Origin of the sequence: Brucella pituitosa (genome assembly GCF_003049685.1) — a bacterium.
Lineage (GTDB): Bacteria > Pseudomonadota > Alphaproteobacteria > Rhizobiales > Rhizobiaceae > Brucella > Brucella pituitosa.
Genome location: NZ_PYSY02000002.1, coordinates 726,216 through 745,756, shown reverse-complemented (window position 1 = coordinate 745,756; position 19,541 = coordinate 726,216). Strand labels below are relative to the sequence as shown.

Here is a 19,541-nt window from a genome sequence, read left to right as displayed (position 1 = left end):
ACGGCTTCGATTTAGTCAAAAATCTATCGGTTTCAAGACCCTCACAATCACAATCTAAGGAAAACACAATGGCACGACGCATAAACGCGGCGGCGCATTTGCTCGTTTAAACTCCAAGGACAATCAAATGAACAAAACAACGTTCTTCGCGTATGCGAGGCGCGCGCCTTTTGGCGGCCGTTTGAGCCAGGCTCAGGTTAGTGGCACAGAGGCTATCTTGGCTGAAGCGGAGCGTCGTAATCTACCCGATGAGCAGATCGCGTATATTCTTGCAACGGTCTTTCATGAAACTGGCGGCAAAATGCAGCCAAATGAGGAAAACCTAAATTATACGTCAGCGGCACGTATCAGACAGGTTTGGCCCAAGCGGTTTGCGACTATTGCTGCGGCAGAACCATATGTGCGACAGCCTCAGAAGTTAGCAAACAAGGTCTACGGCGGCCGCATGGGTAACGACAGCGTCAATGACGGATGGACTTATCGAGGACGCGGCCTGCCTCATATCACTGGCGAGGACAATTACAAGAAATTCGGTATCGCCGATGTGCCTGAAAAAAGCGCTGGAGCTGGCTACGGCGATCCGCGTCCTCTTTGAAGGCATGGTGCTGGGCAAGTTCACGGGCCGTAAGCTAGGGGGATTATTTCGGCAAGGGCAAAGCAGATCCGGAAGGAGCGCGAGCGATCGTCAATGGCATCGATAAGGCTACGCTTATCGCCGGCTATTACCGCAACTTCCTCGACAGCCTTATCGCTGCGCGTGAAATGAAAGCGGCTGCTGTTGAAGACGCCAAGCCTGATGACGTGCCCTTGCTCAAGGATAAGACGGTGCAGACCATCGTCGCAGCTGGTGGCGGTACGTTCGTTACCGGCATTATCGGCGCAGTTTCTAATCCATGGGCCTTCCTGACAGTTGCCTTGATCGTGGTTGCCTTGGGCGGCGGTTTCTGGCTTTGGCATACGGGCAGGCTCGAACTTAAGAGGGTGGCGACGTGAGGATCGTGATTGACTACGATGTTTATGCTCAGACTGCTGCAGTTACGATCGACGGCACGGTCCAGCATTGGACTGATGTGCGCTTAACTCTCGCGCAAGGCGTCACTGAAACACGCGACGGGTATCTGATCCGCCGCGAACGCGACGGTTCGAAGTCTTTGCTTCTTACGGGGGAGCAGACGTGACCTTCCTCTTAGCCCTACGCTCCAAGCTGACAGGCTACGCCGTTGTTCTTAGCGCGGCGCTGGCCGTCCTTGTCGGCGCGTATCTAAAAGGCAGGTCTGACAGCAAAACGGCTCAGACCGAGCGCGCCGCACAATCCGCAACCAAAGCACGGAAGATAGAAAATGAAATCAGCCGTCTTGATGACAGCGCTGTTGACGCTCGGCTTGCTAAGTGGATGCGCGACAAGCGGTAACTACTGCGACGTGGCACGAGCGATCTACGCCAGCCATGACGACACGTCGGAAACCAAGCGCCAGATACTGGTCGAGAATGAGAAAATGGAAAAGCTGTGCGGGGTACGGCCTTGAGGGATGCTGTAATGAACAAATTGATGGGTAATGAGAAATGACTGGCACTGAAATAATGGGCGTCGTCGGCTTCATTGTGATGCTGTTCGGCTTTCTGTTTGGCCTTTGGAAATACATCGAAGGCCACATCAAGACTGTGCGATCGGAGTGCGGAGCTAAAGCAGAAGCTGCCACAGAACTTGCCGCACTGACGCGGCAGGAGCTGTCAGACTATAAGCTGCGTGCGGCCGAAACCTTCGCCACAAAGGCCGGGATGCAGGAACAAACCTCGCAGATCATGCGCGCCATCGAAAGCGTTGCAAACCGCATTGATGGGCTGACCGAGCGCATGGATCGTGTGTTTGAACAGAAGACGACGCGGGCGAGGGGGTGAGCGATTCAGTTGGGCGCGGTAAAACGACGGAAGGATGGAGTGACATGATCTTCGCGATCCTTCTCAAGCATTCGCAACATGTTTTCACCGTACCCTGGCACCGCATAAACACTTATCGTTCTAATATTGTTCTTCCCCAGTCCAGTCTTTAGGTAGTGCTCACTAACAGCTGTCGGACGTGGAGGACGTGGCGACAGTATTTCAATAAAGCAGCCTCCGAACATAAACGTAAGGTTTACGCCATTCTTGTTTCGGAGGATGCGTGGCGAAAGCATTATCTTTGCTAAATTGACGTCATTGCCGTGAATATGATCAAATAAGCGGCTTATTCTCACGGCATAATGAGCCAATGACTTGTGTGAATTATCCGAAAAAAGAGATTTGATTTGATCCTCGTGATGACGGGATAATTTGAAATTCTGATAAAACTCAGCGTAACTTTTACTGGCTCGCCAAGCAACTGATAACATTGCACGAGAAAATGAACGAGCGTCGTTAGCACATATAGTTCGTTGTCTATCTAATTTTTCAATAATTTGCTGCAGTGGAATATCAAAATTGACATTGAAATGGCTCTCACATTCAGCGCAGAGCATCGGGCAGTCACCGCTAGCTTGCGTTAAGCTATTTGGAGAGTTGTCAGTTTTATATTTCACCGCCTGACCATTACTCTTTGCGGATCGAAAATAGCTGTTAGGAATTGCATGTGATCTGGAGAGCTTTTTTCTCTTTCTGGCAAAATGCGCAAAGTCCGATTGTCGCCTTAGACATGCAAATTCCCCCCGAATCCTAAATTTCACACATCATACTTGACGCCCCCTTTCACTTCCACCACAATGACAAATTGCGGGCCACCAACCCGTAAACCAACCAACACGAGGAGACTGTATGTCTGAACAGGCACAGGGCGCGGGTGCGCGCGTAAATACGGGTGGCAACGCCTTTCCTTCACCAGACTGGAACGGCGGCTGGAAAGGTCCGGACGCTAGCCATGGCATGACACTACGTGATCATTTTGCGGGAATTGCAATGGGTGCCCTTTATTCAAACGGACAGACCCAAGCAATCATATCTCGATGCGCAAAAGATGATGGGGTCGCCGCCACTACGTATGCGGCTAAAGCTGCGTATGAGATTGCCGACGCCATGATTGCCGCTAGAGGACACTAAATGCTTTCAAAACAAGAACTAGCCCGCCGTGTCGCTGCGTATCAGCAGCACGGCACGATAACGAAGGCTGCGACCGCATGTGGCGTCAAGAAGTCTGCTTTTCACGACAGCATTAAACGCGCGGCTGAGCTTGGGCTGATGGGTCCGAAGGAAACGCTGCCCGGTTACGCAATCAAAAGCCTGACAGAAACGCCTAACGGCACATACATGCGCCAGACGAAAGAGGCTGGTCCGGTTTATGAGGCTACTGCCGGATTGGCGGTAAAAGGCAAGACGACGCTCGTTAACAGCGAAGGGCGCATTGTCACGCAACATATAATGGAGCGTGCGGGCGCCGACCAACAGCGGGCTGCAATCACAACCATGGTTGAAGCGCTGAAGGAAGACCTACCGCGCGTATCGATCATGCCAGCACCGAAGGGGTGTCGCGAGGATTTGTTGAATTTCTTCTGCTTGACGGATGCGCATTTCGGCATGTTGGCTTGGCGTGAAGAAACTGGCGCTGATTATGACATTGAGATTGCCGAGCAACTTGTGACGGATTGGTTCGCCGCCTCGATCGATTTGGCTCCGGACGCTCATACTGCCGTATTTGCGCAATTGGGCGACCTTGCTCACTACGACAGCATGGAAACAGTAACGCCTGCAAGCAGGCATGTTTTGGATTCGGACTCACGTTTACAGAAGATCATCCGAGTGATCATCCGCACGGTACGTCGTGTGATTGATATGTTGCTTCAAAAGCACTGGCATGTGCATATCATTATGGCGCAGGGCAACCACGATCCGGCCTCATCTGCATGGCTTCGGGAAATGCTGGCGGCGATGTATGAGAATGAACCGCGCATTACCGTCGATAACTCTCCCAGCCTCTACTATGCATATGAGTGGGGCAGCACTGCAATCTTTGCACATCACGGTCACAAGCGTGGCGTCAACAATGTCGATGCAACGCTAGCCGGTAAGTTTCGCGAAATGTACGGCCGCAGCAAATATGCCTATGCACACATTGGTCATCTGCATTCTGACGAAGGACGCAAATCAGGCCTGATGTATGTAGAACGCCATGAAACACTTGCCGCTCCTGATGCTTATGCTGCGGGCGGAGGTTGGCTTTCGGGCAGAAGCGCGAAGATTATCACTTATTCAAAACTACACGGAGAAGTGTCACGCCTTACTCTCCGTCCTGAAATGGTTGCAGGGAAATATGCGGCGGCGAATGATAATGTGGTAAGTCAAAGGGTTGCAGCCTAACCGTCATCCCTTTTGGGACGCTAGATAGTCTACAACTGCCGCTCGAATTTCAGTCTCAAGTTGATTGGTTTGTGCCAAAATTTCTTTGATGGCCAGATCTACATTATCGATGAATGGGGAATGCATTTTTGCGTCTAATGGCGGAGCTATTGGGCCATATTCCACGACCACCTTCTTGCCGGAGAATTGCACTGTGATGGATGCTGAGTTCCCAATGTACTTGGCTTCTAATATTTGCATATCGGCCTCCCTGATTGTTTCTCAGTGTAGGCTTGGAAACCGCATCCAGACAATACCAACAACGCCGCCCACCAAGCGGCGTTTCACCACAACACGAGGAGAGCATATGGAGTTGCACCAACTATACGGCGTAAACAGGCCGGGAGACGAATGGATCGAAGGGCCCGAAGACGAAGCCGCACGCGCGGCTGTTGAAGGGCGGCCCATAGCAGAGCCAGCTACGCGGATAACATTCAATAACAACGGCATCGCACTAAGTATTAGAAATGAGGATGGCGTCTGGAAAAACACAGGGTGGGTAATCAATCTCGCGCCTGTGAAGCCGCCTGCCGACCTCGTCATCATCGAAACGCCTTACAGCGGCGACGTGGAAGCCAACACCGCGTACGCACGCGCCTGCCTTCTAGACAGCCTGCGGCGAGGCGAAGCACCGATTGCCAGCCATTTGCTGCATACGCAAGTTCTGGACGATATGCAGCCTGATGAGCGCTCGTTAGGCATTGAGGCCGGTCTTTCTTGGTATCGCGTGGCAACGAAATGCGTTGTTTACTCTGATCGTAGTATCAGCGGCGGCATGAAGATGGGCATCGATCGAGCCGGACTGCACGATGTGGCAGTCGAGTATCGAAGCATTGAGACGAGGGCAGTGGCATGACAAAGGAAGACGATCCAATTTGGCTGCCTTCTGTTGAATCATTCACTGTTACACGTCCCATCGTTCCCGAAATCCATGTGGGGAGTAAGGTTAAACTTTCAGACAGTTCCTGCGTGTTTATTGTGACGGGCATTAAGCCGTTTGGCGACGGTGCGACTTACGAAATTAGGAGGGCCGCAGCATGAAACCATCCAGGGCACTTTATGTCGTAACCGGAGCCGCATTAGCACTTGCCTTCACTTTGCCGATACCCGGTACAGGCATTGCGGTTTTAATGCTTTCTATCGCGACCGCAGCAGCAGCGCTAACCTTTGATTGGAACGACGCATGAACCAATTCCAAGTTGGGCAAAAAGTTGTCTGTATCAACTCCGTCGTTGGCTTCGAGCAATATCTCGAGGTTAAGGAAGGTGAGATTTACGAGATCGCTTGGATCGGCCCTTTCGAACATTACATTCACGGCTCTTATATTGGCGTTCGGCTCAAGGGCGTTGATCGCGGCACCTGCCCACAATTCGGTTACGAAAACCCACCTTTTTGCTGCGAGCCGATTCCGTCCGCTTGTTGCGGATCGTTTGTCGTCGCTTCGTGGCTTACTCGCAGACGGGCCTATTACAGAGAAGTTTGAGGAGCCGAAGCGTAAAGTGAGGGGAGGGTGTATGATGGTGCCAGACGCAAGGATTGATCGTGAGATCACCCGGGGTGAGTTGGATAGACCAAAGCAGCCCTTGCCGAAGCCTGTGCATTTAACCGATCTCGACCTACGATCCGCCAGCGCTATCAAATCAGACGGCGGCTCAACCAGCTATTACGAGTTGCCAGAAGGCGCGAGCGAACTAAACGACCTTATTGAGCACAAAGGCATGTCTTTTGCGCTCGGCAACATCTTTAAGGCTTGCTATCGCTTTGGTGAGAAGGACGCGGCCAGCCGGCTGTATGACCTGAACAAGATCGTATTTTTTTGCTGAAAGATTGAAGGCGATCGAACAGCGAGCAGCATAAAGAAAGCCGCCCTTCGGGGCGGTTTTTTATTTGCTCATTCCATATCGGGAATTTCGCCATATTGGAAAATAATGGCTGGAGGTCCATATTCGCCAATGTCCGGATCGGCCTCTCTACTCCATGCTACGACCCCTGCATGTTTTCCTTCCAGCGTAAGAGCTGACTTCATAGCGCGGCCTTCCGTTTCAAAGGCTATAGGGTCAAATGCTGGAATCAGTTCACCGTCATCGTTTTTATCAAAAGCCGCAACCACGATCAGTCGAGCAGCTGCCATTCAATTCACTTTCCCTCGGTGTTGAGATCAAGCTCCGCATTGTCTTTCGACGAGTTAGCAGATTTCTTTTTAGAAGCTTTCCCTTTCCCCACTTTGGGTTCCGGTTGACGGTCGGGTGAGCTTGTAAACTTGATTGCCATGGATCTCTTTATATACCTCTTAATACGAATGTTCCTAAAATGTTCTGGCATGCAGGGTATGTCAAGGGGCAAAACCCGTCACTCTACGACAACCTGCTCCCACTCAGACGTTTCGAATACTTTACCGCCATGCCGGCGCATGAACGCATTCCTGCTGCGTTCGTCTGAAAAGCTGAACACACAGAAATGTATCCCAGCCTTTTTCGCCATGTGGTGTATCGAATGCACTCCGAGGCGATCTGCGTCTAGATGGACTGATCGTCGCTCAAACTTGAGCGCATACGATTCGGGCAGCGCCACTTGGAAACGATAATCGGAAATCTGGTTGAGCAGCGCTTTCATCTCGTAAACACCGTCGGTTTCCAGCCACGTGAAAAACCAAGAGACATGGCGAGGCTGGCGTACTCAATTTCTTTGATGAGGAAATCCCGGTCTTTCAACAGCGCTTCCATAGCGGCGCGCATATCGCCTTTGTGATAGGCGAGAACCAATTCAATCTCATCGTCGTAGTTTTCAGCAACCGCATTCATGGCGTTCTCCTGCTTGTTTATTACCGCCGCCAATGTTCTTGTTATGTTCCAGTACGAATTAAGAGTCAAGATTTAGTTTCTCTTGCGAGATCATGTGCCGGAATATAGTGTGTGCCTAGAATATCAGGAGATCATTCTTGGCGAAAATAAAGAAGCGCTCGTGGGAAAATGCGAGCGGAAAACATGAGGCTTGGCAGTTGGATTTCACTGACAGGCATGGGAAACGCCACCGCGAACAATACGCAAAGAAACGGGAAGCCGAAGCTCGCCTTGCTGATCTCATGACTGAGACAGGCGCGGCGACCTATAAGGAAGCAGCTCAAAAGACGACTGTTGCTGATGTCTGTCGTGATTATTATGAAGAGATGGAAAAGCGCAACAAACGCGGTGAAAGCGTTGTTCAGTCGTATCTGCGCACTACAAAGCAGCACATAGATAATTGGATTGATCCGAAAGAAGAAAGCGCTGTCGGGTTCACGAAAGGTATCGGAACCAAAACCCTGTCAGAACTGACGACAGCGGACGTGATAAAGCTCAGGAATGAAATGCGCGACGCATCGGCCGGCGTTGTTACTACGCGGAGGGTTCTCGGAACACTGAGCCGCATTTTGAAGCATGGCGTCGAAACGGATAAAGTCGGCGTAAATGTCGCCAAAGGCGTGCGAGTTATTGGCAAGCGCGATGAGGCCGGAGAAAGGGTCACGCCACCGTCAAAAGCGGCTCTGGCAATAATCCTGAAAAATTCTGACGAGAAACTAGCGCTTCGAATTAAGTTTGCTGCTTCATCAGGCTTGCGAGCTTCTGAGCAGTGGGCACTGCGATGGGTGCATCTGGATCTGAAAAAAGGCTCTGTCTCGGTCGAAACTCGCGTGGATGCATACGGTGAGTTTGACACGACAAAGTCATCTGCAGGGCGTCGCACCGTGCCGATCGGTAAGGCTATGATCGAACAGTTGAAATCTTGGAAGAGTGAATCAAAGCATAGCGAGCCTGACGACTTTGTTTTCACCGACAGCAAGGGCGGGTTTGTGCGTCACACCAACTTCATGAAACGAGATTGGAAGTCGATGATCAAAAGTGCAAAGGTTGAAGATATCGGATGGCACGCTCTTCGTCACTTCGCCATTTCGACTTGGATCGAGGCTGGCCTTTCACCAAAAGCGGTGCAGACTCTGGCAGGCCATGCGAGCTATGCGATCACCATGAATCGATATGGGCACCTGTTCCCATCGGACGATCATAAAGCTGCGTTCGATAAGATTGCAGAAACTCTCGCATGATGATAGTTTGGCACATGAATGACACATGACGCTTATAAGACATTGAAAAATAACACTTTATGCACTGACTTTTAATCAGTAGGTCCAGGGTTCGAATCCCTGCGCGCTCACCATTTTCAATGATTTAGCCGAACATACAAAACACGTTTTAAAGGTCGTCATCGTTTTACACGTGGCAGCCAGATCATTCGTCAGTGTTTTCCAAAAGTTCCCGGCATCGTTGTTCCCTTTTTTGGGGCGGCAAAGCATTGCGATACCGCTGGCAGACGATTTCCTTAGATTGCGCATAATTGTTTAAGGAATAATAATGCGCCTTGCTTTAAGATTTTTTGCTCTACCTGCCGTTGTACTGTCGTGCAGTGCTGCCAATGCTGATTCAAAGGCTCCGGTGAGTTGTAATCTGGTTCCATTGGCCGGAACCGGAGAGTCGAGCCTTCCTGTTGCCCAGCCTCTTTTTGGGATTAAGCCGTTACCGACACCACAACTCTATCAGTTTGATTGTTCCGATGATCCTCGCGGAAAGCCTCAGTCCGGTGTCACACCGACCATCCCTGTGCTTGAAGGGCGGAAAAAATAAGCTCACGGGGCTCTTCCTCGTCTGGTTCTCGTATTTGTCGCAGTGACAATCTCATCAGGGGATGAGATGAGCGATTATGAGCCTCAAAGCCAGAATAATTGGCAATCAGTTTGAAGCAGCCCTTTGGGCGGCATCAATCGTGCTCGTCATTCTGTTTCAGGGGATCATAACCTCCTACGCACAAGCCTCGATGGTTGCGTGGTCCAATGGCCAAACTTCAGTCATTTGCTCGATCCATGAAGGTCAAGCCAATGGCGATGAAGCTCCGCTCAAGGATCTTGCGCGTTCGTGCTGTTCGACACTTTGTCAGGCAGCGTGTGCTGTCGGTGCTGGTCTCGCCGCTCAAACGCTGTCGTTTGCCTACCACGCAGTATTGGTCGCCCGTTATCATGTTGTGCGACTTGTGGTGCACGGTCCGCCTAATTTTCTGGCCGAAACCTATCTCCCCAGAGGCCCGCCTACATTTTCAGCTGATGCATGATTCAATTCCGGCGTTTCGCAGCCGTGCTCACTTTAACTGAAGCGCAGTTGCGTGCCGTCCGGCTGTTTCACACTGGCTGGAGATGCCAATGTTTTCTTTTTATCTACACGAATGTGCTGCACGAAATGAGGTGCAGCCATGACCGATGCTGTTCTGCCAAACACTCAATCGAAGAACAGTCCTGCCGAGACAACGCGCGTTGCCGGTTCGAGTTTAAAGGCCTTCATCACAAGGCTACACTTTTATGTTGGGCTATTTGTTGGCCCATTCATCCTGATCGCCGCGATCACGGGCACGCTTTATGTGCTGACGCCGCAAATCGAAGATATCGTCTATCGCGATCAATTGCGCACAGCATCCCTGGGAACGGTGCAGCCCTTGGCCGATCAGGTTAAGGCCGCCCGCGATTTTATCGGTGACGATCCGAGGTTGTTTGCTATCCGCCCATCGACAGGCCCAGGCTGGAACACACGCGTTATGTTCAGCGTGCCGGGTCTGGGTGATTCTGAAAGCCGAGCAATTTTTGTCGATCCAATTACGCTGGCAATCAGGGGCGATCTGGTCGTCTATGGCACGAGCGGAGTGCTGCCATTGCGCGCGTCGATCGACTATCTGCATCGCAATCTCATGCTTGGGGATTTCGGCCGCTATTACAGCGAACTTGCCGCTTCCTGGCTGTGGGTCGCAGCGCTCGGCGGTGTTCTGCTCTGGTGGTGGAAGCGGGATATCCGGCGTAGCTCAAAAGCCAAAGAAAATGTGCATCTGCGTACGAGGCGTTTGCACAGCCAGATTGGCATCTGGATCGCTGCAGGCTTAGTCTTTCTTTCGGCGACAGGCATGACTTGGTCGCAATTGGCAGGCGGGCGGATTGACGATTTTCGCGCGGCAGTCGGGTGGATAACACCGTCCGTTTCGACCGCACTCGACAAACCTGCTGTGATGGCCGATCCGCATGCCGAACATCATGACCACGGAGGCCATCAGGATCAAAGTTCTGTTGCACCGACAATCGATTACGTCAGCCAGCTGGATGCCGTGAATCTCCTGTCACGACAGTCCGGTCTTCAATCGCCAATGCTGGAAATTCGTATTCCGCGCAATGCTGATCAGGCTTGGCTGGTCCGTGAGTATGATCGCTCATGGCCGACACAGGTTGATACGATTGCTATCGATCCGCGGGATATGAAGGTAATCAGCCGGGCTGATTTCGAAACATTCCCGATCATTGCCAAGCTCATTCGCTGGGGGATTGATCTGCATATGGGCGTGCTGTTTGGTGTCGCCAATCAGATTGTTATGGCTTTGTTGGGCCTGGCGCTGATTGGTATGATTATCTATGGCTATCGCATCTGGTGGCAGCGGCGTCCGCCTGCTGGCTCCATGCCACGAACCCTGATCCAGAGTTGGCTCTATCTTGGCATGCCGCAGAAGCTTTCGGTGGTGCTGATTGCAGCTGTGATTGGTTGGGCTCTGCCGATGATCGGTTTGAGCCTGATCACATTTTTGCTGATTGATCTTGCCCGCTGGAAACTGGGCGGTGCAAAGATTGTGAAAGCGTGAGTGAGTAAGAATGGCACCGACAATCTTGTCGGTGCCATTTTCATCTTAGCTGGCAGGGCGCGGTGGCAGACCTGCTCGAGCGCGCATCTTATCCAGCAAAGCTGCTGCTATCGGCTCATAGTTTTCATCAAAATGATGGCCGCCGGACAGTTTCATCAGGTCTGCACCTTTAAGCTCAGGTGCCGTACAGGCGGTATCGTCTTCTTCTTCGCCATAGACGCAGACAACACGATCAAGCGGGATGGTGGTGATAGCCGGCACAACGTCCTTATCGCCATCCATGCCAAGCCAGCCTTCAATAGAAACCTGAAATGTCGTGGTGGTTTCAACGCCGAGAAGTCCGACCATCTTCGTGCGGTCCTGAAGCGCCGGATCAAGATATTTCCATGCAAAGGGGAATGTGTCCGCTCCGAAGGAATAGCCGAGAACGGCCACGGGCAGTTTGCCCGTTGGATCGGCTTTTTCGATCATTGTCGTTGTGTCACGAGCGATTTCTTCTGGCGTGCGCTCGGACCAGAAATAGCGCAGTGAATCAACGCCGATCACATGAACGCCATGAGCCTGCAGCCACTCGCCGATTGATTTGTCGAGATCGCGCCAGCCGCCATCGCCTGAATAGAACACGGCGACCATATCGCTCTTGCCGCCTTTGGCTGGAAGATCGACAATTGGTAGCGCTTCATTCTTGGCGTCTTGATCGGCCATAGCGACGACGTTATCGACCGCCATCTTCACGCGTGCGGGGAAGTCAGGGCCTGATTGCAACACGGCAATCTTCTTCTGACGCGCCTCGACCGGATTGTTCACCTGCGAACCTGTCGGTCCAATCACGAGGGTTGGAGCTGGCATGTTCGCATCATAGCCGTAAGTGAAACCGCCATCAGGCGCTTTGATGGCCTCAGCTGCTTCAGTGCAGGAGGGCAGGCGCGTCTTTGCAGGTGTTGGATCAAGAGCAATAGCGCCTGCTATGGTCGCATCAGGCGAATCTGACGCGGCCGCATAGGCAATCGTTGCGCCCTGACCAATGCCGGTTACGACTGGATGGAAGTAAACATCGAGATCAAGCCCCCGCAGCGCTTCCTTGGCGATGGCTTCAAAGTCGGAGTCGAGATAGTTGCACTCGCCATCTTCCTTATCGAGCGCCGCCCGCCAGGGACCGAGCTCGACGGGCAAAACGATTATGTTTCGCGCAAGCATTGCATCCATATAGCTGCGTTCTTTGTCGCCGATGCCGTTTTCATCACTCAGCAATATGGCAAGCCCGGCTGGATCGCCTTTCGGCATGTAGACTGGAATATTCGAAAGCCGCTCGGCGCTTGCGTGAATGACCGGTTCGTCCGCGTTGAAGAATTGCGCCCACTGGCGCGCAATCTTGCCGGGGTGAAGTGCTGCATAGGCACCGGCACCTCCTATCAGCGCTAACCCAAGAACAGTTAAAAGAATGCGTCGCTTCTTCATTTGCGGATGAACTCCAGAGGGCTGCCATTGATCAGCGTTGTGGCATCGATAAGAGCACGAGGCGTTTCCAGACCCCCAGGACAAACCATGTAATGTGGTGTCCAGATCGGGTCGAACTTTTCTTTGAAAGCCTTGAGGCCGTCGAAGTGATAGAGGTCTGCACCGCGTCGATATATGAATGAACCGAACCGGTTCCAGCGTGATGCGAGTCTGCTGCGGTTCAAGCCGGAGAGCGGTGCCGCACCCAGATTGAACCATTTATAGCCCTGATCCTTGCTATACATCAGCAGTTTGGCAAAAAGCGCGTCCATCAGCAGCTTGTGTACGTCGGGCATATAACGCATCAGGTCGACGGTGATTTCGTATTTGTCGGCTCCACGCCACAAATTGGCGAAGGCAACAATCTCACCATCTTTTTTCATCACGGCAACGTCAAAACGCTCCATGTAGTCATCATCGAAATAGCCGAGTGAAAAGCCCTTTTCGCTGCCGGATTTATGGTCGAGCCATGCATCGGAGATTTCCCGCAAGCGGGGGACGAGTGGCGACACATCTTTCACGTCGATGACTTCAAAGGTCAGCCCATCCTTGTCGACCTTACGATCAGCATAACGAAATGGCTGTCGACGAGGGCCTTCAAGCGAGAAATCAGTCAGATCGACGCGAGCAACTTCGCCGAGTTTCAGCGCTACAAGGCCCATATCCAGAAACAGCGGCAGGCTTTCAGGCCCAACCCCATAAAACACCGTGCGCAATGCCATTTTGTCGGCGAGGCCGTGGAACGACCATGCAAGTTCTCTGGCGGCTTTTTTGTCTCCGATTGGTTCACCCAAGGCGATCAGACTGCCACCGGATTGCGCATACATAATGAATGCGTTGTTATCAGGTGCGAGCAGGAATTGCTTGTCGCCCAGCATTGCAAGCGCAGCATCCGTATGCGGGCAGGCGGCGACAAGTGCAGGAACAGCCTCTGGAATAGAGTAGTCGCGTTTACGCTTGCGCTGGCTATGCCGGTTGATGATCGAATGGAGGCCAACTGCCGCCACAACTGCGAAGACCAGAACGGTCGCACGCAGGAAGCGCGGCGCATTGGCATTCCATGCAAAATCCCACCAGAGATTATTGGAGTATTCAACGTGGCGATAAACGAAGAAACCCAGCCATGTCGAAACGATAACAGTGGTGCCAACTGATGTGATCCAGCTCCAGCTCAGTTCAAACGGGCCAGAAATCGGACGGCGATAAAAGGAATCGCGGAAGCCCCATAGGGCAAAGGCAAAGACGCAAAGAATGGTCGCTTCTTCCCAGTCGAGACCTTTTGTGAGCGAGAAAACCGCACCGAAAAGCAGAAGAATGAGGGCAGCAATCCATGCGCGTTCCAGCCTTTTGAAGAGACCACGCGCAACGATGAGCAGGGCAACGCCCACAAGACTTGCTGCGAGATGCGATGTTTCGACGAAAAACTCTGGCACGATGTCGGAGAGAATTTCTACGCGATATCGCATATCCGGTGTTGCGCCTGAAACCAGCAGGATAATGCCACCAAGGAAGATAATACTGGCGGAAAGCCCTGGTATCAGAGGCTCAACGAGACGTTTGGCAAACTTGGCCTGCCGTCCCAGCATCTGCCTGCGCCTCATGATTTCCCATATCAGGATGCCTGCTGTGGCGACCACAAGCGGCATGACCGTATAGATCACGCGATAGGCAAGGAGAGCCGCGATAGCGTCAGGTTGTCCGCCAATGCCGAGGCCAGCAATAATCGTCGCTTCGAAGGCACCGAGCCCGCCCGGAGCATGGCTCGCAATGCCAAGTACAATGGCGATGACATAGACGAGCGCGAAGACAGCAAAGCTTGGAACTGCATCCTGAGGCATCAGCACATAGAGCGTTGCAGCCGCAGCACCGACATCGACAAGACCCGCAAAAATCTGTGTAATAGCACCCTTGGAGTTAGGCAGGCGCAGGCTAAGTGAGCCAAGGCGCAGTGTGCGCTCGCCATGCGAAAGCCAGTAGATCAGCCAGCTGATGCCACCAAGAATGATGATGCCAGCAACAATATCGATGCGGGCGTCGATCGTAGAAATCCACGGCACGTCCTGCGGGTCGATAAGGAGTGCAGCCCCCACCATGATGATGAGTGCAAACCAGATCGCAAACCAGGAAGTACCGACGATCTTTCCGATATCGGCAAGGCTGATGCCTTCAGCCGCATAGATGCGATAGCGAAGTGCACCGCCGGTCAGAAGCGAGAAGCCAATTGCATTGGAAATCGCATAGCCCGCAGCCCCAGCCACCGCTGCAATGCGGCGCGGGATTTGGTTGGGCGCTATTGTGTCCACCGCAACCACGTCATACAGCGCCACAGCTGCATAGCTTAGCATCGTGAAAAATACGGCGAGCCCAATGGTCGTCCACGAAATGGCATGAAGGGCCTCAAGCGTGTCTTTGCGTGAGGTGTTCTGGAGCAGATTTTCCAGAACGTATATTGCTAAGAGGGCGATGGCGATGCCCGCTATGGGGAACAGAAAATGCTGGTATCGTTTCAGAAATCCGAAAGACTTATTCTGTCTGGTGGATACTGAAGAAGGTTCTTCATTATCAATTAAGCTCATCGGAGCGTCGTCCAGTTGGAGCAATCTAAAATTGCGCAAGTGATCCTGATTTAGGGCGAACTTATGTTCGAGCGAGATGCCGCATTGAAAATATTCAAAGTAATGTCGAAGTTAGGGTATAAGGCCAGCAAACGGCGTTCGCCGCAAGCATTTTGAGTGAAGTTGGAAAGTTAGATATTTTTTCGTAATTTGCTCAAAAACAATTCAATAGAACAGCTTATCTGGTTCAGATAATAACTGCTCTATGTGAAAAAATGAGGTTTTGGTGCTTAGTGTTTCTTATCTAACGGCTGCCGGTGCGGGTGCGCTGTCGTTCTTATCGCCCTGCGTTCTGCCGCTGGTTCCACCTTATCTGTGTTATATGGCGGGTGTGAGCGTTGAAGATTTTCGCGCCGAAAAGGAATCACGGGTTGCCGCCGCTTCCTTGCAGCGTCGCTCGCTGGCATTGGCTGCGATCTCATTTGTGCTTGGCTTCACCACAGTTTTTGTAGCGCTTGGCGCCGGTGCTTCGTCCATTGGCGCATTCTTGCGCATGTGGCAGCAGGAAATCGCCATGGTGGCTGGGGTCGTCATCATTTTGATGGGCCTCAACTTCCTTGGCATATTGCGTTTCTCGTTCTTGTCCCGCGAAGCCCGGTTTCAAGCACGCAATGCACCTGCGTCACCGCTTGGGGCCTATGTGATGGGCTTGGCCTTTGCATTCGGCTGGACCCCTTGTATAGGGCCGGTTCTCGGGCCAATTCTCACATTGGCGGGCGGCAGCAGCACGGTGGGTGAGGGGGCCGCACTTTTGGCTGTTTATTCGCTAGGCTTGGGAATTCCGTTTTTGATCGCGGCCCTTTTTTCGGGCGCATTCATGCGGTTTCTGTCCAAGTTCCGCGTTCATCTTGGCAAAGTCGAAAAGGCAATGGGTGCACTTCTCGTTGTTGCCGGTGTCCTTTTTCTTACCGGCGGCATGCAGTCGTTTTCGTTCTGGTTGCTTGAGACTTTCCCGGCATTGGGACGATTGGGCTAAGCAATCCGTAAGTTTCCATATACGCTTTAATGCTATGAGCAGATGAGCCTTCAATCATTCTGGACGATATAATGACAGACAGTGCTAGGACAGACCGTACCTGCCTTTCCATCGTGCTTGCCGCGGGCGAAGGCACGCGTATGAAATCGAGCTTGCCGAAGGTGCTGCATCAGGTGGCAGGGCTTCCGCTGGTTTGTCATGTGGTGAAAGCCGTTCAGGACACCGGCAAGAGCGATGTGGCGCTGGTCGTCGGGCGCGGAGCGGATGAAGTGCGTAGCGCTGTCGAAAAAGTTGCCGACGCAGTTTCGGCTTTCGAGCAGAAAGAACGTCTTGGTACAGCCCACGCGGTTCTTGCAGCACGCGAAGCCATCGAGCGCGGTTATGACGATCTGCTGATTGTCTTCGGCGACACACCATTGATCGAAGCCCAATCCCTTCTGGTCGCGCGTGAAAAACTGACCCATGGTGCGGACGTGGTTGTGATCGGCTTCCGTCCGGCGAACCCGCATGGTTATGGTCGTCTCATTGAAGAGAACGATCAATTGGTCGCCATTGTTGAGGAAAAGGAAGCCACCCTTGAGCAAAAAAAGATTGGTTTCTGCAATGGTGGTTTGATGGCTGTGCGTGGTGCCCACGCGCTGGCTTTGCTCGACGCTGTTGGCAATGACAATGCCAAAGGCGAATATTACCTCACCGATATCGTGTCTATCGCTCATGACAAGGGGCTGAACGTCACTGCCATCGAAGTGCCAGTGGACAATGTGATCGGCATCAACAATCGCGCAGAACTGGCAGAGGCAGAGACCATCTGGCAGAACCGTAAGCGTCAGGACATGATGCTGGCGGGTGTGACGCTGATTGCACCTGAAACTGTGTTTTTCTCGCATGATACATTGATTGAAGCCGACGTTGTAATTGAACCGAATGTGTTTTTTGGACCGAAGGTTCATGTCGCATCCGGTGCGTTGATCCATGCGTTTTCACATATTGAAGGCGCAAATATTGGTGAGAAAGCCGAGATTGGACCGTTTGCACGTTTGCGTCCGGGTGCAAATCTTGGTGAAAAGTCCAAGGTCGGAAATTTCTGCGAAGTGAAGAACGCGCAGGTCGGCAAGGGTGCCAAGATCAATCACCTTACCTATATCGGCGATGCGATTGTCGGAGCATCAAGCAATATCGGTGCGGGTACGATCACCTGCAATTACGATGGCTACAATAAATATAAGACGGTTATCGGTGAAAACGCATTCGTAGGCTCGAACAGTTCGCTCGTGGCGCCGGTCGAAATTGGTGATAATGCCTATATCGCTTCAGGCAGCACGATCACAGATAATGTGCCGGCAGATGCGTTGGCCTTTGGCCGTGCCCGACAGGAAACCAAAGAAGGCCGGGGAAAGATCCTGCGGGAGAAGTATGCTGCCATCAAAGCGGCTAAAACCTCTTCGAAATAAATCGACGAACAGATGAAGAGAACGGCAGTCCCTTGGGTTGCCGTTCCGCGCTAGACTCTTTAAATCGCAGTTATATGCGTGAATCTCGGATTTGGAGCACCCTATGTGTGGAATTATCGGCATTATCGGCAATGACGAAGTCGCACCGCGTCTGGTCGATGCGCTGAAGCGACTTGAATATCGCGGCTATGATTCTGCCGGTATCGCCACGCTGCTCGATGGAAAGCTTGCTCGCCGTCGTGCCGAGGGCAAGCTTGTCAATCTGGAAAAGCGTCTGGCGGGCGACCCGCTTCCGGGCGTGATCGGCATCGGCCACACTCGCTGGGCAACGCATGGCAAGCCGGTTGAACGTAATGCGCATCCGCATATCACCACCCGTTTGGCTGTGGTGCATAACGGTATTATCGAAAACTTTGCTGAACTACGCGCTATGCTCGAAGCGGAAGGCCGCAAGTTCGAGACAGAAACCGACACCGAAGCTGTCGCGCATCTCGTGACGCGCGAGCTGGAAAAGGGCAAGTCGCCTGTGGAAGCCGTGCGCGATAGCTTGCCATTGTTGCAGGGTGCTTTTGCACTCGCATTCCTGTTTGAAGGCGATGAAGAAACATTAATCGGTGCGCGTCAGGGGCCGCCGCTGGCTGTTGGCTACGGCGAAGGCGAAATGTTCCTCGGCTCCGACGCTATCGCACTATCACCATTTACCGACACGATTGCTTATCTCGAAGATGGTGATTGGGCTGTGCTGACCCGCAAGGGTGTGACCGTCTATGACGAGAACAATGTTGAGGTTGAGCGCGCGATTCAGAAATCGCAGACCGCCAATATGTTGGTCTCGAAGGGCAATCATCGCCACTTCATGCAGAAAGAGATGTTTGAGCAGCCGGAAGTCATTTCCCATACGCTTGCAAACTATCTCGATTTCACCACTGGCAAAGTCCGTGAAGAAGCAGTCGGCATTGATTTCAGCAAGGTCGACCGTCTGACCATTTCTGCCTGCGGCACCGCCTTTTATGCGGCTTCGGTCGGCAAATACTGGTTTGAGCAGATTGCCCGCCTTCCAGTCGACAGCGATATCGCCTCGGAATTCCGCTATCGTGAAATGCCGCTTTCAAAAGCCTCGCTTGCGATGTTCGTTTCGCAGTCTGGCGAAACTGCTGATACGCTGGCGTCGTTGCGTTATTGCAAGTCGCAAGGTCTGAAGATCGCCTCTGTTGTCAATGTCACCGGCTCGACCATTGCCCGTGAATCGGATGCCGTGTTCCCAACACTTGCCGGTCCTGAAATCGGTGTTGCATCGACCAAGGCTTTTACCTGCCAGCTTTCGACCATGGCGTCACTTGCAATTGCTGCCGCAAAGGTTCGCGGCACGATTGATGACAAGCGTGAGCAGGAACTGGTGCGTCAGCTTTCTGAAGCGCCGCGTTTCATCAATCAGGTATTGAAGCTTGAAGATCAGATCGCAGCGGTTTGTTCTGAATTGGCCAAGGTCAATCACGTTCTTTATCTGGGCCGTGGAACATCCTTCCCGCTGGCCATGGAAGGCGCGCTGAAGCTCAAGGAAATCTCCTATATTCACGCCGAAGGCTACGCGGCTGGTGAGCTCAAGCACGGCCCGATTGCACTCATTGATGAGACCATGCCGGTTATCGTCATTGCACCGTCGGATCGTCTTTATGAGAAGACCGTTTCCAATATGCAGGAAGTCGCAGCACGCGGCGGTCGTATCATTCTGATCACCGACAAGAAGGGTGCGGCAGCAGCAAGCCTTGATACGATGGCAACCATCGTTCTGCCTGACGTACCAGAGTTCATCACGCCGCTGGTTTATGCTCTACCGATCCAGATGCTCGCTTATCATACCGCTATTCTGATGGGTACGGACGTCGATCAGCCGCGCAATCTCGCGAAGTCGGTGACTGTAGAGTAAAAGAAAAACAGTCT

The 19,541-nt window shown here is 52.5% G+C and carries 23 protein-coding genes and 1 pseudogene; 17 read left to right on the top strand and 7 right to left on the bottom strand.

The window, feature by feature from the left end; translation table 11 throughout:
- Positions 1-127 precede the first annotated feature (127 nt).
- The 5 genes from C9380_RS27540 to C9380_RS15750 all read left to right on the top strand — a co-directional run bounded on the left by C9380_RS27540 (position 128) and on the right by C9380_RS15750 (position 1,899).
- A complete protein-coding gene (locus tag C9380_RS27540) occupies positions 128-595 on the top strand; it encodes a hypothetical protein (protein ID WP_252869784.1) in 468 nt (155 codons plus the stop codon).
- Positions 596-762: 167 nt separating this feature from the next.
- A complete protein-coding gene (locus C9380_RS27535; RefSeq protein ID WP_252869783.1) occupies positions 763-993 on the top strand; it encodes a hypothetical protein in 231 nt (76 codons plus the stop codon).
- Complete coding sequence (locus tag C9380_RS15760; protein ID WP_128093973.1) at positions 990-1,178, top strand: hypothetical protein; 189 nt, start codon at positions 990-992, stop codon at positions 1,176-1,178. The genes C9380_RS27535 and C9380_RS15760 overlap by 4 nt, the downstream gene beginning before the upstream one ends.
- 162 nt (positions 1,179-1,340) lie before the next feature.
- A complete protein-coding gene (locus tag C9380_RS15755) occupies positions 1,341-1,526 on the top strand; it encodes a hypothetical protein (RefSeq protein WP_128093972.1) in 186 nt (61 codons plus the stop codon).
- Positions 1,527-1,563: 37 nt separating this feature from the next.
- Entirely contained in the window at positions 1,564-1,899 is a 336-nt protein-coding gene (locus C9380_RS15750) for a hypothetical protein (RefSeq protein ID WP_128093971.1), read from the top strand.
- A 5-nt stretch (positions 1,900-1,904) separates the two neighbouring features.
- On the opposite strand, the gene C9380_RS15745 is transcribed toward C9380_RS15750, so the two are convergent.
- Positions 1,905-2,555 (bottom strand): hypothetical protein, encoded by a 651-nt coding sequence (locus C9380_RS15745; protein WP_128093970.1) that lies wholly within the window; start codon positions 2,553-2,555, stop codon positions 1,905-1,907.
- A gap of 232 nt (positions 2,556-2,787) precedes the next feature.
- Between C9380_RS15745 and C9380_RS15740 the strand changes: the two genes are divergently transcribed.
- Positions 2,788-3,069, top strand: coding sequence for a hypothetical protein (locus tag C9380_RS15740; RefSeq protein WP_128093969.1), 282 nt, complete (start codon positions 2,788-2,790; stop codon positions 3,067-3,069).
- Entirely contained in the window at positions 3,070-4,323 is a 1,254-nt protein-coding gene (locus tag C9380_RS15735) for an oxidoreductase (RefSeq protein ID WP_128093968.1), read from the top strand. It abuts the gene before it with no gap.
- Positions 4,324-4,326: 3 nt separating this feature from the next.
- Here C9380_RS15735 and C9380_RS15730 read toward each other — a convergent pair whose 3' ends face one another.
- The gene (locus C9380_RS15730) at positions 4,327-4,563 is read right to left on the bottom strand and encodes a hypothetical protein (protein WP_128093967.1); all 237 of its coding nucleotides are present in this window, start codon (positions 4,561-4,563) and stop codon (positions 4,327-4,329) included.
- A gap of 106 nt (positions 4,564-4,669) precedes the next feature.
- Here C9380_RS15730 and C9380_RS27075 point away from each other — a divergent pair, with 106 nt between their 5' ends.
- The 4 genes and pseudogenes from C9380_RS27075 to C9380_RS15715 all read left to right on the top strand — a co-directional run bounded on the left by C9380_RS27075 (position 4,670) and on the right by C9380_RS15715 (position 6,185).
- Positions 4,670-5,218, top strand: a complete 549-nt coding sequence (locus tag C9380_RS27075; protein WP_210249773.1) for a DUF7768 domain-containing protein — start codon at positions 4,670-4,672, stop codon at positions 5,216-5,218.
- A 181-nt stretch (positions 5,219-5,399) separates the two neighbouring features.
- Positions 5,400-5,549: a hypothetical protein gene (locus C9380_RS26885; protein ID WP_164844665.1), complete on the top strand. Its 150-nt coding sequence runs from the start codon at positions 5,400-5,402 to the stop codon at positions 5,547-5,549.
- Positions 5,546-5,867 (top strand): annotated as a pseudogene (locus C9380_RS15720) (hypothetical protein); the annotation flags it as partial. The gene C9380_RS26885 and the pseudogene C9380_RS15720, both read left to right, overlap by 4 nt.
- A 9-nt stretch (positions 5,868-5,876) precedes the next feature.
- Positions 5,877-6,185, top strand: coding sequence for a hypothetical protein (locus C9380_RS15715; protein ID WP_252869817.1), 309 nt, complete (start codon positions 5,877-5,879; stop codon positions 6,183-6,185).
- 68 nt (positions 6,186-6,253) lie between these two features.
- Here C9380_RS15715 and C9380_RS15710 read toward each other — a convergent pair whose 3' ends face one another.
- The 3 genes from C9380_RS15710 to C9380_RS15700 all read right to left on the bottom strand — a co-directional run bounded on the left by C9380_RS15710 (position 6,254) and on the right by C9380_RS15700 (position 7,163).
- The gene (locus C9380_RS15710; RefSeq protein ID WP_024898753.1) at positions 6,254-6,493 is read right to left on the bottom strand and encodes a hypothetical protein; all 240 of its coding nucleotides are present in this window, start codon (positions 6,491-6,493) and stop codon (positions 6,254-6,256) included.
- A 218-nt stretch (positions 6,494-6,711) separates the two neighbouring features.
- Entirely contained in the window at positions 6,712-6,975 is a 264-nt protein-coding gene (locus C9380_RS15705; protein ID WP_128093966.1) for a hypothetical protein, read from the bottom strand.
- Entirely contained in the window at positions 6,972-7,163 is a 192-nt protein-coding gene (locus C9380_RS15700) for a hypothetical protein (protein ID WP_100557140.1), read from the bottom strand. The genes C9380_RS15705 and C9380_RS15700 overlap by 4 nt, the downstream gene beginning before the upstream one ends.
- A gap of 137 nt (positions 7,164-7,300) precedes the next feature.
- Here C9380_RS15700 and C9380_RS15695 point away from each other — a divergent pair, with 137 nt between their 5' ends.
- The 3 genes from C9380_RS15695 to C9380_RS15685 all read left to right on the top strand — a co-directional run bounded on the left by C9380_RS15695 (position 7,301) and on the right by C9380_RS15685 (position 11,061).
- Positions 7,301-8,443, top strand: coding sequence for a tyrosine-type recombinase/integrase (locus tag C9380_RS15695; protein ID WP_247877608.1), 1,143 nt, complete (start codon positions 7,301-7,303; stop codon positions 8,441-8,443).
- Positions 8,444-9,096: 653 nt separating this feature from the next.
- The gene (locus C9380_RS15690; protein WP_024900249.1) at positions 9,097-9,501 is read left to right on the top strand and encodes a hypothetical protein; all 405 of its coding nucleotides are present in this window, start codon (positions 9,097-9,099) and stop codon (positions 9,499-9,501) included.
- Positions 9,502-9,639: 138 nt separating this feature from the next.
- Complete coding sequence (locus tag C9380_RS15685; protein ID WP_128093965.1) at positions 9,640-11,061, top strand: PepSY-associated TM helix domain-containing protein; 1,422 nt, start codon at positions 9,640-9,642, stop codon at positions 11,059-11,061.
- Between the two features lie 45 nt (positions 11,062-11,106).
- Here C9380_RS15685 and C9380_RS15680 read toward each other — a convergent pair whose 3' ends face one another.
- Together C9380_RS15680 and mprF are read right to left on the bottom strand one after the other, a co-directional pair.
- Complete coding sequence (locus tag C9380_RS15680) at positions 11,107-12,519, bottom strand: virulence factor family protein (RefSeq protein WP_210249772.1); 1,413 nt, start codon at positions 12,517-12,519, stop codon at positions 11,107-11,109.
- Positions 12,516-15,134, bottom strand: a complete 2,619-nt coding sequence (mprF, locus tag C9380_RS15675) for a bifunctional lysylphosphatidylglycerol flippase/synthetase MprF (RefSeq protein ID WP_105706416.1) — start codon at positions 15,132-15,134, stop codon at positions 12,516-12,518. Before mprF ends, C9380_RS15680 begins: the two co-directional genes overlap by 4 nt.
- A gap of 265 nt (positions 15,135-15,399) precedes the next feature.
- Between mprF and C9380_RS15670 the strand changes: the two genes are divergently transcribed.
- The 3 genes from C9380_RS15670 (at position 15,400) to glmS (ending at position 19,527) form a co-directional block, all read left to right on the top strand.
- Positions 15,400-16,149 (top strand): cytochrome c biogenesis CcdA family protein, encoded by a 750-nt coding sequence (locus C9380_RS15670; RefSeq protein ID WP_128093964.1) that lies wholly within the window; start codon positions 15,400-15,402, stop codon positions 16,147-16,149.
- A 71-nt stretch (positions 16,150-16,220) separates the two neighbouring features.
- On the top strand, positions 16,221-17,600 hold the full coding sequence (gene glmU / locus C9380_RS15665; protein WP_128093963.1) for a bifunctional UDP-N-acetylglucosamine diphosphorylase/glucosamine-1-phosphate N-acetyltransferase GlmU: 1,380 nt from the start codon (positions 16,221-16,223) through the stop codon (positions 17,598-17,600).
- Between the two features lie 103 nt (positions 17,601-17,703).
- The gene (gene glmS / locus C9380_RS15660) at positions 17,704-19,527 is read left to right on the top strand and encodes a glutamine--fructose-6-phosphate transaminase (isomerizing) (RefSeq protein WP_128093962.1); all 1,824 of its coding nucleotides are present in this window, start codon (positions 17,704-17,706) and stop codon (positions 19,525-19,527) included.
- Positions 19,528-19,541 lie beyond the last annotated feature (14 nt).

What these genes read in the sequence shown, in the direction of transcription:
- C9380_RS27540 (WP_252869784.1), top strand. Translation starts at nt 128, where the DNA reads ATGAACAAAACAACGTTCTTCGCGTATGCGAGGCGCGCGCCTTTTGGC.
- C9380_RS27535 (WP_252869783.1), top strand. Translation starts at nt 763, where the DNA reads ATGAAAGCGGCTGCTGTTGAAGACGCCAAGCCTGATGACGTGCCCTTG.
- C9380_RS15755 (WP_128093972.1), top strand. Translation starts at nt 1,341, where the DNA reads ATGAAATCAGCCGTCTTGATGACAGCGCTGTTGACGCTCGGCTTGCTA.
- C9380_RS15750 (WP_128093971.1), top strand. Translation starts at nt 1,564, where the DNA reads ATGACTGGCACTGAAATAATGGGCGTCGTCGGCTTCATTGTGATGCTG.
- C9380_RS15740 (WP_128093969.1), top strand. Translation starts at nt 2,788, where the DNA reads ATGTCTGAACAGGCACAGGGCGCGGGTGCGCGCGTAAATACGGGTGGC.
- C9380_RS15735 (WP_128093968.1), top strand. Translation starts at nt 3,070, where the DNA reads ATGCTTTCAAAACAAGAACTAGCCCGCCGTGTCGCTGCGTATCAGCAG.
- C9380_RS15730 (WP_128093967.1), bottom strand. Translation starts at nt 4,563, where the DNA reads ATGCAAATATTAGAAGCCAAGTACATTGGGAACTCAGCATCCATCACA.
- C9380_RS27075 (WP_210249773.1), top strand. Translation starts at nt 4,670, where the DNA reads ATGGAGTTGCACCAACTATACGGCGTAAACAGGCCGGGAGACGAATGG.
- C9380_RS26885 (WP_164844665.1), top strand. Translation starts at nt 5,400, where the DNA reads ATGAAACCATCCAGGGCACTTTATGTCGTAACCGGAGCCGCATTAGCA.
- C9380_RS15715 (WP_252869817.1), top strand. Translation starts at nt 5,877, where the DNA reads ATGATGGTGCCAGACGCAAGGATTGATCGTGAGATCACCCGGGGTGAG.
- C9380_RS15710 (WP_024898753.1), bottom strand. Translation starts at nt 6,493, where the DNA reads ATGGCAGCTGCTCGACTGATCGTGGTTGCGGCTTTTGATAAAAACGAT.
- C9380_RS15705 (WP_128093966.1), bottom strand. Translation starts at nt 6,975, where the DNA reads ATGAAAGCGCTGCTCAACCAGATTTCCGATTATCGTTTCCAAGTGGCG.
- C9380_RS15700 (WP_100557140.1), bottom strand. Translation starts at nt 7,163, where the DNA reads ATGAATGCGGTTGCTGAAAACTACGACGATGAGATTGAATTGGTTCTC.
- C9380_RS15690 (WP_024900249.1), top strand. Translation starts at nt 9,097, where the DNA reads ATGAGCCTCAAAGCCAGAATAATTGGCAATCAGTTTGAAGCAGCCCTT.
- C9380_RS15685 (WP_128093965.1), top strand. Translation starts at nt 9,640, where the DNA reads ATGACCGATGCTGTTCTGCCAAACACTCAATCGAAGAACAGTCCTGCC.
- C9380_RS15680 (WP_210249772.1), bottom strand. Translation starts at nt 12,519, where the DNA reads ATGAAGAAGCGACGCATTCTTTTAACTGTTCTTGGGTTAGCGCTGATA.
- mprF (WP_105706416.1), bottom strand. Translation starts at nt 15,134, where the DNA reads ATGAGCTTAATTGATAATGAAGAACCTTCTTCAGTATCCACCAGACAG.
- glmU (WP_128093963.1), top strand. Translation starts at nt 16,221, where the DNA reads ATGACAGACAGTGCTAGGACAGACCGTACCTGCCTTTCCATCGTGCTT.
- glmS (WP_128093962.1), top strand. Translation starts at nt 17,704, where the DNA reads ATGTGTGGAATTATCGGCATTATCGGCAATGACGAAGTCGCACCGCGT.